Annotated in this window: 10 protein-coding genes; 7 read left to right on the forward strand and 3 right to left on the reverse strand. The window is 71.0% G+C overall.

Annotation, left to right across the window (positions count from 1 at the left end; genetic code table 11):
- The first annotated feature begins 15 nt into the window (after nt 1–15).
- The 4 genes from FXF51_RS24330 (at nt 16) to FXF51_RS24350 (ending at nt 6,771) form a co-directional block, all read left to right on the forward strand.
- Nucleotides 16–993: a zinc-binding dehydrogenase gene (locus tag FXF51_RS24330; RefSeq protein WP_148436954.1), complete on the forward strand. Its 978-nt coding sequence runs from the start codon at nt 16–18 to the stop codon at nt 991–993.
- A 43-nt stretch (nt 994–1,036) separates the two neighbouring features.
- Entirely contained in the window at nt 1,037–2,983 is a 1,947-nt protein-coding gene (locus tag FXF51_RS24335) for an ABC transporter transmembrane domain-containing protein (RefSeq protein ID WP_262379803.1), read from the forward strand.
- Complete coding sequence (locus FXF51_RS24345; protein ID WP_148436955.1) at nt 2,980–4,761, forward strand: ABC transporter ATP-binding protein; 1,782 nt, start codon at nt 2,980–2,982, stop codon at nt 4,759–4,761. Before FXF51_RS24335 ends, FXF51_RS24345 begins: the two co-directional genes overlap by 4 nt.
- Before the next feature lie 96 nt (nt 4,762–4,857).
- Complete coding sequence (locus FXF51_RS24350) at nt 4,858–6,771, forward strand: N-acetylmuramoyl-L-alanine amidase (protein ID WP_148436956.1); 1,914 nt, start codon at nt 4,858–4,860, stop codon at nt 6,769–6,771.
- Here FXF51_RS24350 and FXF51_RS24355 read toward each other — a convergent pair.
- Entirely contained in the window at nt 6,734–7,627 is an 894-nt protein-coding gene (locus FXF51_RS24355; protein ID WP_187414544.1) for a MurR/RpiR family transcriptional regulator, read from the reverse strand. The two genes, FXF51_RS24350 and FXF51_RS24355, sit on opposite strands and share 38 nt — an antisense overlap.
- A 204-nt stretch (nt 7,628–7,831) precedes the next feature.
- Entirely contained in the window at nt 7,832–10,414 is a 2,583-nt protein-coding gene (gene glgP, locus FXF51_RS24360) for an alpha-glucan family phosphorylase (RefSeq protein WP_148436957.1), read from the reverse strand.
- Between the two features lie 243 nt (nt 10,415–10,657).
- Here glgP and FXF51_RS24365 point away from each other — a divergent pair, with 243 nt between their 5' ends.
- The 3 genes from FXF51_RS24365 to FXF51_RS24375 all read left to right on the forward strand — a co-directional run bounded on the left by FXF51_RS24365 (nt 10,658) and on the right by FXF51_RS24375 (nt 15,858).
- Nucleotides 10,658–12,751: an alpha-1,4-glucan--maltose-1-phosphate maltosyltransferase gene (locus FXF51_RS24365; protein WP_148436958.1), complete on the forward strand. Its 2,094-nt coding sequence runs from the start codon at nt 10,658–10,660 to the stop codon at nt 12,749–12,751.
- Nucleotides 12,752–12,822: 71 nt separating this feature from the next.
- On the forward strand, nt 12,823–14,523 hold the full coding sequence (treS, locus tag FXF51_RS24370) for a maltose alpha-D-glucosyltransferase (protein ID WP_148436959.1): 1,701 nt from the start codon (nt 12,823–12,825) through the stop codon (nt 14,521–14,523).
- A gap of 3 nt (nt 14,524–14,526) precedes the next feature.
- Nucleotides 14,527–15,858, forward strand: a complete 1,332-nt coding sequence (locus tag FXF51_RS24375; protein WP_148436960.1) for a maltokinase N-terminal cap-like domain-containing protein — start codon at nt 14,527–14,529, stop codon at nt 15,856–15,858.
- Here FXF51_RS24375 and FXF51_RS60960 read toward each other — a convergent pair.
- Nucleotides 15,777–16,103, reverse strand: a complete 327-nt coding sequence (locus FXF51_RS60960) for a hypothetical protein (protein ID WP_187414545.1) — start codon at nt 16,101–16,103, stop codon at nt 15,777–15,779. The two genes, FXF51_RS24375 and FXF51_RS60960, sit on opposite strands and share 82 nt — an antisense overlap.
- Nucleotides 16,104–16,242: the final 139 nt, after the last annotated feature.

The raw sequence follows: 16,242 nt of genomic DNA on the forward strand, positions 1-16,242 counted from the left end.
CTACGGGAGAACATCATGCGCGCCGTCGTCCTGCACGCCTTCGGCCCCGCCGAGAACCTGTCCTACGAGAGCGTCCCCGACCCCGAGCCAGGCCCCGGCCAGGTGCGCATCGCCGTCAAGGCGGCCGGGGTGCACTTCGTGGAGGCCATCCTGCGTTCCGGCCGGGCCAGTGACTCCCTGCCGCCGCAGCCCGAGCTGCCGACGATCTTCGGTGGTGAGGTGTCCGGAGTGGTGGACGCGGTCGGCCCCGGGGTGGACGCCGCCTGGATCGGCCGTGCGGTGGTGACGGCGGGCGGCCGGCCAGGCGGGTACGCGGAGCTGGCCGTGGCCGACGTGCGGAGCGTGCATCGGCTGCCCGCCGGGTTGAGCCACGAGGCCGCCGTGTCGATGATCGTCACCGGTGTCACGACGCTCCAGTTCCTGGACGTGGCCGAGCTGACCGCGTCCGACGTCGTCCTGGTGACCTCGGCGGCGGGCGGGATCGGGCGGCTCGTCATCCAGTACGCCCGCCGCCTCGGCGCCAAGGTGATCGGCGCGGCGGGCGGCCCCGCCAAGGTGGCGGCGGTCCGCGAGCTGGGGGCCGACTTCGCCGTGGACTACGACCGGCCGTCCTGGCAGGAGGAGGTCGCCTCGTGGCTGGGCGGCAGGAAGGTCACCGCCCTGCTGGACGGGGTGGGCGGCGACAAGGCGCGGGCGGCGTTCGAGCTGCTGGCCGACGGCGGCCGGTACGTCACCATCGGCAACGCCTCGCAGGGCGACTTCACGCCGGACGCCGCAACGGTCGAGGAGCGCGGGCTGACCGTGACGAACGCCCTGCTGCTGCTGATCGGCCGGCCGGAGGAGCGTCCGGCGTACGAGGTCAAGGCGCTGGCGGCGGCGGCCGACGGCACGCTGGTGCCGGACGTGCAGGTGTTCCCGCTGTCGCAGGCCGCCGCGGCCCACGCGGCGCTGGAGGCCAGGCAGACGACGGGCAAGGTCGTCCTCGTGCCGTGACCCGCCCCAGGAACGGGACTTCCCGCTCAATAGGGTGCGAGATATGGCGGATCGGACAATGCACCCGGGGACCCCTGACTGCCGCAGCGCCGGACGCTACCTGTGGTGGCTCGTCACCCAGCAGCGCGGCCGGGTCATGGCGGGCGCCGCCCTGGGCACGGCGTGGATGGTCACCCTGACGCTGCCGCCGTACTTCCTGTCCCGCGCCATCGACGACGGCCTGGCCACCGGACGCTACCCCGTGCTGGCCGGCTGGGTCGCCGCCGTGTTCGGCGTCGGCGTGCTGAACGCCTGGCTGGCCATCATGCGGCACCGGACGATGACCCGGGTGCGCATGGACGCCGCGTTCCGTTCCGTCCAGGTGGTGGCGTTGCAGGCGACGCGCCTGGGCGCGGCGCTGCCACGCAAGGTGACGGCCGGAGAAGTGGTCACGATCGGGTTCGGCGACGCCGCCATGATGAGCGGCACGCTCACCGTCACCGGGCCCGGCGTCGGCGCGGTGCTGGCCTACGCGGTCGTGGCAGGCCTGCTGCTGACCGTCTCCCCCTTGCTGGCCGCCGTGGTGCTGCTCGGCGTGCCGCTGCTCGTCGTGCTGCTCGGCCCCCTGCTGGGACGGCTGCGCGGCGCGGAGACCGCCTACCGGATCCGGCAGGGCGACCTGGCCGCGCGCTTCGCCGACATCGCGGGCGGCCTGCGGGTGCTGAACGGCATCGGCGGCAAGGACGTGTACGCCGCCCGCTACCGGCAGGGCTCCCAGGAACTGCGGGAGCAGGGGTACCGCGTGGGAGCGGTGACGAGCTGGATCCACGCCCTGGGGGTCGGGCTGCCCACCCTGTTCCTGGGCGCGGTGACGTGGCTGGCGGCCCGGATGGCCGTGCAGGGGGACATCACCGTCGGCGAACTGGTCGCCGTGTACGGGTACGCCGCCGTGCTGGTCGTGCCCGTCGCGTTCTTCGTCGAGGGCGGCTACGACATCGGGCGCGGCCTCGTCGCCGCCCGCAGGGTCGTGCACTTCCTGACCCTCAAGCCCGGCCGGCCGGACGGCGGCCTCGACGCCCCCTCGTCGCCCGCCCCCTTGCGCGACCCGGCGTCCGGCGTCGAGATCCCGCCCGGCACGCTGACCGCGCTGGTCAGCGCGCGTCCGGCGGAGACGGTGGCGGTGCTGGACCGGCTGGGCGGGTTCGCGGCGTCGGACGTGACGTGGGGCGGGGTGCGGCTCGGCGACATCGACCCCGCGCAGGTGCGGGAGCGGATCCTGGTCGCCGACAACGAGGCCGACCTGTTCGCGGGCACCTTGCGCACGGTCATCGCGGGCCGCGGAACCGCATCGGCGGACACCGCCGTCACGCGGGCCGCGCACACGGCCATGGTGGACGAGGCTGTCATGCGGGCCGCGCACACGGCCATGGTGGACGAGGCTGTCATGCGGGCGGTGCACGCGGCCATGGCGGACGACGTCGTCCAGGCTCTGCCGCATGGGCTGGACGCGCCGATCGCCGCCCAGGGCCGCAACCTGTCGGGCGGGCAGCGGCAGCGCCTTCGGCTGGCCCGCGCGCTGCTGGCCGACCCGGAGATCCTGCTGGCCGCCGAGCCCACCTCCGCCCTGGACGCCCACACGGAGGCGACGGTGGCGGCCCGGTTGCGGGCGGCCCGCGCCGGGCGTACCACGGCGGTGGCCACCACCTCGCCGCTCGTCCTGGACCGGGCGGACATCGTGCACTACCTGGTGGACGGCGTGCCGGCGGCTTCGGGCACCCACCACGACCTGCTACGCGACCAGCCCGGCTACCGCGCGCTGGTCTCGCGCGGCACGGATGACGACGACGACAACGGCACGGAAGCCGACGACTCCGGCCACGACAGCGCCGGCGGCGGTGACCGCGGTGGCGGCGGTGGCGGCGCTAACGGCGGTGGCCGCGGTGGCGGTGGCGGCGAAGGCAGCGGGAGGGACGGAAGTGGCGGCGTCGCGACCGAGGAGCGGGTCGGATGAGCGCCGCCGCCCCGCAACCGACCCCCGCCCAGAACGACGCCCCCGGCGCCCTGCCCATCGCCGAGCCCGAGCAGACCCGCCGCGCCGCCCTCCGCCTGATCCGCCTGGACGCCCGCGCCTTCACCGGCATGCTCACCCTCAACGCCCTCGCCGCCATCGCGGGCCTGGCCGCACCATGGCTGCTGGGCCGCATCATCGACGAGGTCAAGGCCGGCGCCGGCCTGACCACGGTGGACCGCCTGGCCCTGGCCATCCTGGTCTGCGCCGTCGCCCAGCTCATCCTGTCCAGGTACGCGAGCTACGTCGGCCACCGCTTCGGCGAACGCACCCTGGCCCGCATCAGGGAGCAGTTCACGGAGCGGGCACTGGCCCTGCCGTCGTCGGCGGTCGAGCGGGCCGGCACGGGCGACCTGACCACGCGGGGCACCACCGACGTGGCCTCCGTGGGGGCGACGCTGCGTGACGCGGGGCCGGACGTGGCGATCTCGGCCGTGCGGGCGGTGTTCGTGCTGGTGGCGGTCTTCGTGCTGGATCCGCTGCTGGGCGCGTGCGGGCTGCTGAGCCTGGTGGGCATCTGGTTCGCGTCCCGGTGGTACCTGCGGCGGGCGGTGACGGCGTACCTGGATGAGGGGTCGGCGAACTCGGCGCTCGCCGAGGAGCTGGCGTCGACCACGGGCGGCGCCCGCACGATGGAGGCGCTGCGTCTGGAGGAGCGCCGCATCGACGCCTGCCAGGGCGCGATCGAGGAGTGCCGGCGGACCCGGCTGAAGACGCTCGGGCTGCGCAGCGTGCTGTTCCCGGTGGTGGACGTCTCGCACGTGCTGCCGGTCACGGCCGTCCTGCTGCTGGGCGGGGCGCTGCTGATGCGGGAGCCGAGCACGGTGACGCTGGGCACGGTGGTGGCCGCGGCGCTCTATCTGACCCAGCTCTCCGCGCCGCTCAACACCATTCTGGAGCAGCTCGAACGCCTGCAGAGCAGCACCGCCTCGTTCGCCCGCGTGGAGGGCCTGGCCCTGACCGCCACGCCGGCCGAGAACTCCCCCGTGCCGGCCGACGACCGCATCGAGGTGTCGGGGGTGCGTTTCGCCTACGAGGGCGGCCCGGACGTCCTGCACGGGGTTGACCTGCGGGTGCGCCCCGGCGAGCGGCTGGCGATCGTCGGCCCGTCGGGCGCGGGCAAGACGACGCTCGGCCGGCTGCTGGCGGGCATGGACGCGCCGAGGGCGGGCTCCGTCACGGTGGGCGGCGTCCCGGTGGCCGACCTGGGCCCGGCCCAGCTCCGCGAGCGCGTCATCCTGGTCACCCAGGAGCACCACGTGTTCCTCGGCACCGTGCGCGACAACCTGCGGATCGCCGCCCCCTCGGCCACGGACGCGGAGCTGCGCGCGGCCCTGGCGGCGGTGGGCGCGGACTGGATCGACGACCTGCCCTGCGGCCTGGACACCGGCCTCGGCCACGGCGCCCACCACCCGGACGGCGCGCAGGCCCAGCAGCTGGCGCTGGCCCGCGTGGTGCTGGCCGACCCGCACACGCTGATCCTCGACGAGGCGACCGCGCTGCTGGACCCGCGCACGGCCAGGCACACGGAGCGCGCGCTGGCGGCCGTGCTGCGGGGCCGCACGGTCATCGCCATCGCGCACCGGCTGCAGACCGCGCACGACGCGGACCGGGTGGCGGTGATGCAGGACGGGCGGCTCACTGAGCTGGGGACACACGACGAGCTGGTGGCGGCCGAGGGGGCGTACGCGGCTCTGTGGCACTCGTGGCATGGACGTTAAGGACTGAAAAATATCTTCGCAAAGATCTCGCCTGCGAAGGAAAATGTTGAGACGCTGAATCGCACGTACGCGCCCCCCAGTCCCGAGGAGTGGTCCATGCGCAGACTACTGGCGATCTCCCTGGTCGCCGTGCTCCCGTTAAGCAATATCAGCGCAGCTCACGCCCAGGAGCCCGCCGACCGGCAGCAGGCGTTCGCGGCCGCCGCCGCGCAGTTCCAGGTGCCGCAGAGCGTGCTGCTCGGCGTCTCCTACCTGGAGTCCCGCTGGGACGCCCACGCCGGGCAGCCCTCCAGCGACGCCGGGTTCGGCCCCATGCACCTGACCGACGCCGCCGCGTTCACCGGCGGCAACCACCACGACGAGGGGGAGGAGGACGCCCGCGGCGACGACAGCCGCCCGCTGCCCGCCCCCGCGGAGCAGCCCGCCCCGGCCGACGTCCCCGCCTCGCTGCGCACCATGGAGCGGGCCGCGGCGCTGACCGGTGAGAGCCACGAGAAGCTGCGCACCGACGACGCCGCCAACATCCGCGGCGGCGCGGCGCTGCTGGCCGACTACCAGAAGGCGCTCGGCGCGCCGCTCAGCGACGACCCCGGCGAGTGGTACGGCGCGGTCGCCCGCTACTCGGGCGCCGAGGAGGCCGGAGCGGCCAAGTTCTTCGCCGACGAGGTCTTCGCCACGATCGAGCAGGGCGTCACCCGGACCACCGACGACGGCGAGCGGATCGCGCTCCCGGCGGTGCCCGGCCTGGAGAAGATCGAGAAGTGGCTGGAGAAGCTGGGCCTGCGCCCGGCGCGCACCGACGGCGTGGAGTGCCCCGCCTCGATCTCCTGCGAGTGGATCCCGGCCGCCTACCAGGAGCTGCCGGACAACGACTACGGCCACTACGACCTGGCGAACCGCCCGTTCAGCCAGAAGGTCGACTACATCATCATCCACGACATGGAGGGATATTTCCTGCCCTCCATCCGCCTCAACCAGGACCCGAACTACGGCGCGAGCTGGCACTACTCCCTCCGCTCGTCGGACGGCCACATCGCCCAGCACATCAAGACCAAGGACGTCGGCTGGCAGGCCGGCAACTGGTACATCAACGCCAAGTCCATCGGTCTCGAACACGAGGGCTTCCTGGCCGAGGGCGGCACCTGGTACACCGAGGCGATGTACCGGTCGAGCGCCCGCCTGGTCCGCTACCTGGCGCTCAAGCACGGCGTGCCGATGGACCGCGCCCACATCCTGGGCCACGACAACGTTCCCGGCACCCTGCCGACGACCGTGCGCGGCATGCACGAGGACCCGGGGCCGTTCTGGGACTGGGCGCACTACTTCCAGCTCATGGGCGCCCCGCTGCACGCCTTCGGCAGCCCCAGGTCGGGCTCCATCATGATCAAGCCGGACTTCGCCACGAACAAGCCGTACTTCTACGGCTGCGACCGCAAGAACCCGTCGGCCGCCTGCCCGCCGCTGCCCGCGAGCACCGTGTGGCTGCGCACCGAGCCCCGCGCGGACGCGCCGCTGGTCAAGGACATCGGCAAGCACCCGACCGGCGACTCCCTCTACAGCGTCTACGACCACAGCGCCCGCGCCACCACCGGCCAGCGCTACGCCGTGGCCGAGCGCCAGGGCGACTGGACGGCCATCTGGTACCTGGGGCAGAAGGCCTGGTTCCACAACCCGGCGGACGCGCCGACCGCGGTGCCGTCCATGGGGCTGGTGGTCACGCCCAAGCCGGGCAAGGCGACCGTGCCGGTGTACGGCAGGGCGTACCCGGAGCAGGAGGCTTACCCCGAGGGCATCCCGTACCAGGCGGTGACGCCGCTGCAGTACACGTTCTCGGCGGGCGAGAAGTACACGCTCGCGGGACTTGCCGCCACCGAGTACTACCGCGCGGTCACCTTCAACCTGGAGGACCACAAGGTGGTCCGCGGCAGGACGAAGTACCTGGAGATCCAATTCGGCCACCGCGTGATGTTCGTCAAGGCTGACGACGTGCAGGTGACGTTCTCCGGGTGAACTCCTTGACGGCGCGCCTGGTGCTCGCCAGCGCCTCCTGAGAGGAGTCGAAGGTGCGCTGGGCGACGCCGACGAACACGCAGTCGACCACGAGGAGCTGGCTGATCCGGCTGGCCAGGGCGCCGGGACGGAACTCCGTCTCGCGCCCGGCCGAGATCAGCACGTGCTCGGCCAGCTCCGCGATGGTCGAACGAGGGTTGTTGGTGATCGCCACCGTGGTGGCCCCTGCCTCCTTGGCCCGGCTCAGCGGCTCGATCACGTCGGGGGTCTCGCCCGAGGTGCTGATGCCGATGGCGACGTCGCCCTCGCGCAGCAGCACCGCGCTGGTCAGCGCCAGGTGCGCGTCCTGGAAGGCGTGGCTGGACAGGCCGATGCGCAGCAGCTTCTGGGCGACGTCCTCGGCGACCAGGCCGGAGGCGCCGACCCCGAAGGCGTCGATCCGCCGGGCGCCGACGATCGCGTCGACGACCAGGCCGAGCCGCTCGGAGGTGAGCTGGGCGACGGTGTCGTTGATCGCCTCGGACTCGGCCCGCGCCACCTTCTGGATGACCTCCGACAGGGGGTCGTCGGGGGCCAGGTCGCCGGGCACCAGCCGGTCGGGCTGCGCGGCGGCGGCCGCCAGGGCCAGCCTGAGCTGGGGGTAGCCGGCGAAGCCGAGCAGCCTCGCGGTGCGCACGATCGTGGCCTCGCTGGTGCCGGAGGCGGCCGAGAGCTCGGTGATGGTGCTCCTGGCGACGGTCGCCGGGTCCTCCAGGATGAGGCGGGCGACGGTCTGGGCGGCAGGCGTCAGGGACGGCAGCACACCGCGGACCGTGGCCACCAGAGTGTCGGCCCGCAGGCCGCTGTCGTCCACCATGCCGATTATGCCGCCTTTTCCGCCAACGCTCCGCACCACTTCAAGATCAACCCCGCGGGCGGGGCGCCGTCATGCGTGCCGGCCACCCCTCCAAAGATCACGAGCCTCTGGGAACCCCCACGGGCGGGCCGCCGCCATGCGTGTCGGAGACCCGCCGCGCTCGCCGTGGCCCACGCGCCGGATCCCGCCGTCCGGCGGCGATCCTTAGCGCAGGGTCCCGTTCGTCATGCCCGCCGGCTCCTCCGGCACGGCGACCAGGCCGAGCTCGGACGGGGTGGCGAGCAGCGAGTGGGACGGCACCACGCGCACCGTGTAACCGAAGGCGCCCGTGCGGTCGAGCGGGACCACGCCCGTGTAGTGGGCGCGCCCGTCGTCGTCCACCGACCGGACGGTCAGCTTCGCGTACGACGGGTGCACGAGCTCGTCGTGCGGCCCGACCTTCCCGTACGCGGCCTCCACCAGCACGTCGTCGGGCTCCAGGTCGCCGAGCGCGATCGTGGCGTGCAGCTCGATGGCGGCGCCCACCTCCGGCGTGTCGCCCACCCCGGCGGCCTCCACGTGCTCGACCCGCACCCCCGGCCAGGCCCTGGTCACCCGCACCCGCCAGGCGGCGAACGCCTTCGCCGGGGCGTAGGTGTCGGCGCTGAGCGCGCGGGCGGAAGCGGCGGCCGGGTTGTACAGGTCGACGACGTAGTCGCGGAGCATGCGCCCGGCCAGGACCTTCGGCCCGAGCGAGGTGAGCGTGTGCTTGACCATCTCCATCCAGCGCCGCGGCAGGCCGTCGAGCGCCCGGTCGTAGAACCGGTCGGACACCTCGTGCTCGATCAGGTCGTACAGGGCGGCGGCCTCCAGCTCGTCACGCCGGTCGGCGTCGCTGACGCCGTCGGCGGTGGGGATGGCCCAGCCGTTGGTGCCGTCGTACCACTCGTCCCACCAGCCGTCGCGGATCGACAGGTTGAGCCCGCCGTTGAGCGCGGACTTCATGCCCGACGTGCCGGACGCCTCCAGCGGGCGCAGCGGGTTGTTCAGCCAGACGTCGCAGCCCTGCACCATGAGCTGCCCGAGCGACATGTCGTAGTCGGGCAGGAACACGATCCGGTGCCGCACGTCGGCGCGGTCGGCGAACTTGACGATCTGCTGGATCAGCTTCTTGCCGCCCTCGTCGGCCGGGTGGGCCTTGCCCGCGATGACGATCTGCACCGGCTTGTCGGGGTCGAGCAGCAGCTCGGTCAGGCGGGCGGGGTCGCGCAGCATGAGCGTGAGCCGCTTGTACGACGGCACCCGCCGGGCGAACCCGATGGTCAGCACGCCGGGGTCGAGCGCGTCGTCGATCCAGCCCAGCTCGGCGTCGGAGGCGCCGCGCTCGCGCCACGACCTGCGCAGCCGCTCCCTGGCGCCCTCGACGAGCCGCCTGCGCAGCACGCCGCGGATCTCCCAGATGTCGGCGTCGGAAATCTTCTGGATCGCCTCCCAGCCGCGGGCCCGCTCCAGCAGCGACGGCACCTCCCGGCCGGCCAGCTCCATGAGCTCCCTGCCGACCCAGGTGGGCGCGTGCACGCCGTTGGTGATCGAGCCGATCGGCACCTCGTCCAGGTCGAACCCGGGCCAAAGATTCTTGAACATCTCCCGGCTGACCTCGCCGTGCAGCACGGACACCCCGTTGACCCGCTGGGCCAGCCGCATGCCCATGACGGCCATGTTGAACCGCCCGGGGTCGGCCTCCGCGCCCAGCGCGAGGATGCGTTCCACCGGCACCGTCGGCCAGGCGCTGGCGCCACCGAAGTGCCGCGCGATCATGTCGACGGGGAAGCGGTCGATGCCGGCGGGGACGGGCGTGTGCGTGGTGAACACGGTGCCCGCGCGCACCGCCTCCAGCGCCTCGTCGAACGACATCCGGGCCTCGGTCAGCTCACGGATGCGCTCCAGGCCGAGGAAGCCGGCGTGCCCCTCGTTGGTGTGGAACACCTCGGGCTCGGCGTGGCCGGTGATCTTGCAGTAGGCCCTGATGGCGCGCACGCCGCCGACGCCCAGCAGGAGCTCCTGCATGAGGCGGTGGTCGGTGCCGCCGCCGTAGAGGCGGTCGGTGATGTCGCGCGCGGCGGTGTCGTTGTCGGCCACGTCGGAGTCGAGCAGCAGCAGCGGGACCCGCCCGACCTGCGCCACCCACACCTGCGCGTGCAGCACGCGGTCATCGGGCAGGGCCAGGCGGATCTTGACGGGCGTGCCCTCGGTGTCCTTGAGCAGGCTCAGCGGCAGGCCGCCCGCGTCGAGCGACGGGTAGTGCTCGAGCTGCCAGCCCTCTGGCGACAACGACTGAGTGAAGTAGCCGTGGCGGTAGAGCAAGCCGACCGCGAGGATCGGCACGCCGAGGTCGCTGGCGGCCTTGAGGTGGTCTCCGGCCAGGATGCCGAGGCCGCCGGAGTACTGCGGCAGCGCGGCGGCGATGCCGTACTCGGGCGAGAAGTAGGCGATGGCCCGCGCGGCCTCGGGCAACGTCTGGTACCACCGCGGCGAGGTCATGTATTCGCGCAGGTCGTCGGCCGCGTCGGCGAGGCGGCGCAGGAAGCGGCGGTCGGCCGCCAGCTCGCTCAGCCTGGCCGGCGAGACGGCGCCGAGCAACGCGACAGGATCGTGGCCGACCTGTTCCCACAGAGCGGCGTCGACCTCCGCGAAGAGGTCCATCGTCTCCGGATGCCAGGACCATCGGAGATTGTGGACGAGCTCGCCGAGGGCGGCCAGCTCCGCGGGCAGGACGGTGCGGACGGTAAACCGACGGATAGCTCTCACGTTTCTGCACCCTACGGGCTAGGAGGGACCTCTGAGTCCTTCACCCTCATGAAGGCCGTTCAAACCCCTTCCGGGAACAAGCATGAAGAGGGACTATTGGGGCAACTTTCCAGGTTGTTGGGCTCTCCCGTACACACCGACGGGAGGTCTATCCGAGCCTGTCCACAATTTACATGCAAGGATCGTTCCTGCCAGGGAAGCCTCCGGCGGCACCGGGAGTGCCGCCGCAAACTCTCGAATGCGATGATCGGACGAATTCCCATCACGGACATCTCCCCCGTCGTCGACTGCGGGCAGTGGCCCGCCAAAGCGGTCGCCGGCGAGACCCTCCAGGTCTCGGCGACCGTCTTCAGAGAGGGCCATGACGCCGTGGCCTCGGGTGTGGTGCTGACCTCGCCCGACGGCCAGCGAGGCCGCCTGAAACCCATGCGCGAACTCGCCCCGGGCACCGACCGGTGGGGCGTGGACGTGTGCCTGCCCGCCGAGGGCGACTGGCTGTTCCGCGTGGAGGCGTGGAGCGACCCGATCAGCACCTGGCTGCATGACGCCGAGATCAAGATCCCGCGCGGCATGGACGTCGACCTCATGTGCGAGGAGGGCGCCCGGCTGTTCGAGCGCGCCGCCAAGGGCGTGCGCGCCGCCGACTGTCCCAACGGCACTTCTCAGCAGAGTGGTACCGCCAAGCAGAAGAGTGGTACTCCCAGACAGACGGGCAACGGCGACACCGCCTGCGGGCACCGCGCGGCCCTGCTGTCGATCTCGGCCACGCTGCGCGACGAGGACCTCGACCCGCGGGCCAGGCTCTCGATCGCCCAGCTTCCCGAGACGGCCGCGCTGCTGGAGGCCCACCCACTCCGCGAGCTGGTGACCAGGTCGAAGTTCCACAAGATCAGGGTGGACCGGCGCCGGGCGCTCTACGGCTCCTGGTACGAGTTCTTCCCCAGGTCGGAAGGCGCGGTGGTGAACGAGCTCGGCATCTCGAAGTCGGGCACGTTCCAGACGGCCGCCAAGCGGCTGCCCGCCATCGCCAAGATGGGCTTCGACGTCGTCTACCTGCCGCCCATCCACCCGATCGGCACCACGTTCCGCAAGGGACGCAACAACACGCTCAGCCCCGAGCCCGACGAGCCGGGCTCGCCGTGGGCGATCGGCTCGGAGGACGGCGGCCATGACGCCATCCATCCCGACCTGGGCACCATCGAGGACTTCGACGAGTTCGTCGGCCGGGCCAGGGAGCTCGGCATGGAGATCGCGCTGGACTTCGCCCTGCAGTGCTCCCCCGACCACCCGTGGGTCAAGGAGCACCCCGAGTGGTTCACGGTCAGGGCCGACGGGTCGATCGCGTACGCGGAGAACCCGCCGAAGAAGTACCAGGACATCTACCCGGTCAACTTCGACAAGGACCCCGAGGGCGTCTACACCGAGGTCAAGCGGGTGCTGCGGCACTGGATGGACCACGGGGTGCGCATCTTCCGGGTGGACAACCCGCACACCAAGCCGGTGGCCTTCTGGGAGCGGCTGCTGGCTGACGTGCACCGCACCGATCCCGACGTGATCTTCCTGGCCGAGGCGTTCACCCGGCCGGCGATGATGCGCACGCTGGCCAAGACCGGCTATCACCAGTCATATACGTATTACACCTGGAAAAACTCCAAATCCGATGTGGAGACATATCTGACGGAGCTCGCCCACGAGACCTCCTGCTATCTGCGGCCCAATCTGTTCGTCAACACGCCCGACATCCTGCACGAGTTCCTGCAGCACGGCGGCGTGCCCGCGTTCAAGATCAGGGCCGTTCTGGCGGCGCTCGCCTCACCCACGTGGGGCGTCTACTCGGGGTATGAACTCACAGAGAACGTCCCGGTTCGCCCGGGAAGCGAGGAATACCTCGATAGCGAGAAATATCAATACAAACCGCGCGACTGGGCTGCGGCTGAACGTGAAGGGCGGAGCCTGGCTCCCTTCATCACGCATCTGAATTTGTTCCGAAGAGCGCATCCGGCGCTACAGGAATTGCGTAATCTACGGTTCCACAGGGTCGACCAGGCGGACATCGTCTGCTTCTCCAAACGACTCCCGGGCGCCTATGACACGGCCACACGAAGGCACGGGCTGGGCGACGTCGTTCTGGCGGTCATCAACCTTGATCCGCACCATACCCACGAGGCAACGGTCGAACTTGACCTGCCCGCCCTCGGTCTCGACTGGAACGCCGAGTTCGTCGTGGACGACGAACTGTCAGGCGAGTCGTACCGATGGCGGCAGCGCAACTATGTGCGCCTCGACCCCCACATCCAGCCTGCCCACATTCTCACCGTACGAGCCGCGCCACGGTAGAACTGAATTCAGCGGGGAGTCTTCAACGTGTGTGTTAGCGCCTCCCTCATGAGCCACCTGCGGGGCGGCTCATGAGCTCCACACCCATTCCCAACACCTTTGACGAGGAAAAGCCGCGCGATCCTTACTGGTACAAGCGAGCGGTTTTCTACGAGGTCCTGATCCGCGGGTTCGCCGATTCCAACGGCGACGGGACAGGCGACGTCAGAGGGCTCATCAGCAAGCTCGACTACCTGCAATGGCTGGGCGTCGACTGTCTCTGGCTGCTGCCGCTGTACGAGTCGCCGCTGCGGGACGGCGGCTACGACATCGCGGACTTCATGAAGATCCTGCCCGAGTTCGGCGACCTCGGGGACTTCGTGAAACTGGTCGACGAGGCGCACAAACGCGGCATGCGCGTCATCGCCGACCTCGTCATGAACCACACCAGCGACGCCCACCCGTGGTTCCAGGCCTCCCGGCACGACCCCGAGGGCCCGTTCGGCGACTTCTACGTCTGGTCGTCCACTGATGAGAAGTACCAGGACGCCCGGATCATCTTCATCGACACCGAGACGTCCAACTGGACCTACGATCCGGTGCGCGGCCAGTACTACTGGCACCGCTTCTTCCACCACCAGCCGGACCTCAACTACGAGAACCCGGCCGTGCAGGAGGCGATGCTGGAGGTCCTGCGGTTCTGGCTGGACCTGGGCATCGACGGGTTCCGGCTGGACGCGGTGCCGTACCTCTTCGAGGAGGAGGGCACCAACTGCGAGAACCTGCCGAGGACGCACGAGTACCTCAAGCGGATCAGGGCCGACGTCGACAGGCTCTACCCCGACCGGGTGCTGCTGGCCGAGGCGAACCAGTGGCCCTCCGACGTCGTGGAGTACTTCGGCGACCCGGTCGGCGGCGGGGACGAGTGCCACATGGCCTTCCACTTCCCGCTGATGCCGCGCATCTTCATGGCCGTGCGCAGGGAGTCGCGCTACCCCATCTCCGAGATCCTCGCCCAGACGCCGAAGATCCCCGAGCACTGCCAGTGGGGCATCTTCCTGCGTAACCACGACGAGCTGACGCTCGAGATGGTCACGGACGAGGAACGCGACTACATGTACACCGAGTACGCCAAGGACCCCCGCATGCGGGCCAACGTCGGCATCCGCCGCCGCCTGGCGCCGCTGCTGGAGAACGACCGCAACCAGATCGAGCTGTTCACCGCCCTGCTCCTGTCGCTGCCCGGCTCCCCCGTGCTCTACTACGGCGACGAGATCGGCATGGGCGACAACATCTGGCTCGGCGACCGCGACGGCGTCCGCACCCCCATGCAGTGGGACCCCGACCGCAACGCGGGCTTCTCCGACTGCGACCCCGGCCGGCTCTACCTGCCGGTGATCATGGACCCCATCTACGGCTACCAGGCGATCAACGTCGAGGCGCAGCAGAAGAACGCCGGCTCGCTGCTGCACTGGACACGCCGCATGATCGAGATCCGCAAGCGGCACCCGGTCTTCGGGCTGGGCGGTTACGCGGAGCTGAACTCCTCCAACCCCAGCGTGCTCGCCTTCGTCAGGGAGCTGGGCGACGACCGGATGCTGTGCGTGAACAACCTGTCACGCTTCCCGCAACCGGTCGAGCTCGACCTGCGCAGGTTCGTCGGTGTCTCCCCCGTGGAAACCATGGGAGGCGTACCATTCCCGGCAATTGGCGAACTTCCGTATCTTTTGACGCTTCCCGGGCATGGGTTCTATTGGTTCACACTCCCGCCGGCCATCATCCAGGAGGAGTAAGCCGTGCTTGACGAGCTCCTTGCCGCATGGATCAACCGCCAACGATGGTTCGGCGGCAAGGGGCGCCCGATCGACGAACTGTCGATCGACTCGGACGTCGAGCTGACGCCCGGGCTACGGCACCTGATCGTCGCCGTCTGGCAGGAGGGCTCGCGGGACCGCTACCAGGTCCTGCTGGGCGAGCGGGACGATCTTCCCGACCGGCTCACCCACGCCCTCATCGGCACCATCGGCGACAGCTATCTCTACGACGCCGTGCACGACAGCGAGCGCACGAGCTGGCTGCTCGACGGCATGGCCCACGACGAGACCCGCAGCGGCCTGCGCATGCGGCACGTGGACGGCGTCACCATCGACACCACGCCGCGCAGCCTCGTGCTCGGGGCCGAACAGTCCAACACCTCCCTGGTGTTCGGCGACTCCTACATCTGCAAGCTGTTCCGCCGGCTCATCCCCGGCGTGAACCCCGAACTGGAGATCGTCACCGCCCTGGCCGCCAGGAACGCGCCGCACATCGCTCAGCCGTACGGGTGGATCGAGGCCGACCTCGACGGCGTCAACACCACCCTCGCGATCACGCAGGAGTTCCTCAGCCCCGCCAACGACGGCTGGGACCTCGCCCTGGCCAGCGTCCGCGACCTGTACGCCTCCATGCCCGAGCTGCCCGCCGGCGACGCGGGCGGCGACTTCGCCGCCGAGGCGCTGCGGCTCGGCAGCGCCACCGCCCGCGTGCACCACGAGCTGGCCGCGGCCTTCCCCACGGGCGTCGTGGAGATCCACGAGGTCAAACGCATGGCCGAAGGCTTCAGGCGGCGGCTGGGCCGGGCCGTGTCCGAGGTGCCCGAGCTGCGCGAGCATGTGAGCGCCATTGAGGAGGCCTACCACCAGGTGGAGCTGCTCACCAACGAGGTGCCTGTGCAACGCGTTCACGGCGACTACCACCTCGGCCAGGTGATGCGGACGCCGACCGACTGGATCATCCTCGACTTCGAGGGCGAGCCAGGGCAGCCGCTGGCCGAGCGGCGGGCGCTGTACTCGCCGCTGCGGGACGTGGCGGGCATGCTGCGCTCGTTCGACTACGCGGCCAGGCACCTGCTGGCCGGCCATCCGCAGGCCGACGAGCTGGAGACCAGGGCCCAGGAGTGGGCCGACCGCAACCGGGCCGCCTTTCTCGACGGCTACACGCAGGGCGGCGGCGTCATCACCCCGGCGGACGCGGCGCTGCTGCGGGCGTTCGAGCTGTCGAAGGCGGTTTACGAGGTCGTGTACGAGGCCCGCAACCGGCCCTCCTGGATCCCGATCCCCCTCGCCGCCTTCCGCCCCCGCGCCGCCTGACGCTCCTTCGCCTGGAGTTCTTCGACCAGGCCCGACAGACCCTCGTGCCCCAGCCCGCGGGCGGTGCGCTGGTCGATGAGGGCCTTCAGCGGCAGCAGCAGGCTGGAGGAGGCGGAGCGGCGGTTGCGGGCCTGGCTGGGCTGGGTCGAGGACGTGGCGGGGCTGCTGGGCAGGGCCGCCGCGCTCAGGGAGTCGGTGGGCGCGCCGCTGCCGCGCGGCGAGCGGGGCGACGTGGGTCGGGTCACGGCGGCCCTGCGCGGGAGGGCCGTCCCAGCGGGGTGTCCTCGCCCGATGACGGCATCGTCATGGGAGTCGCCCGAGCCATCCCCTAAACCCAAGAACACCACTGATTTTCGCACTTCCCGTGATTGTCCCGGTGAAAGC

Origin of the sequence: Nonomuraea sp. PA05 (assembly GCF_008086045.1) — a bacterium.
Classification (GTDB): Bacteria; Actinomycetota; Actinomycetes; order Streptosporangiales; family Streptosporangiaceae; genus Nonomuraea; species Nonomuraea monospora.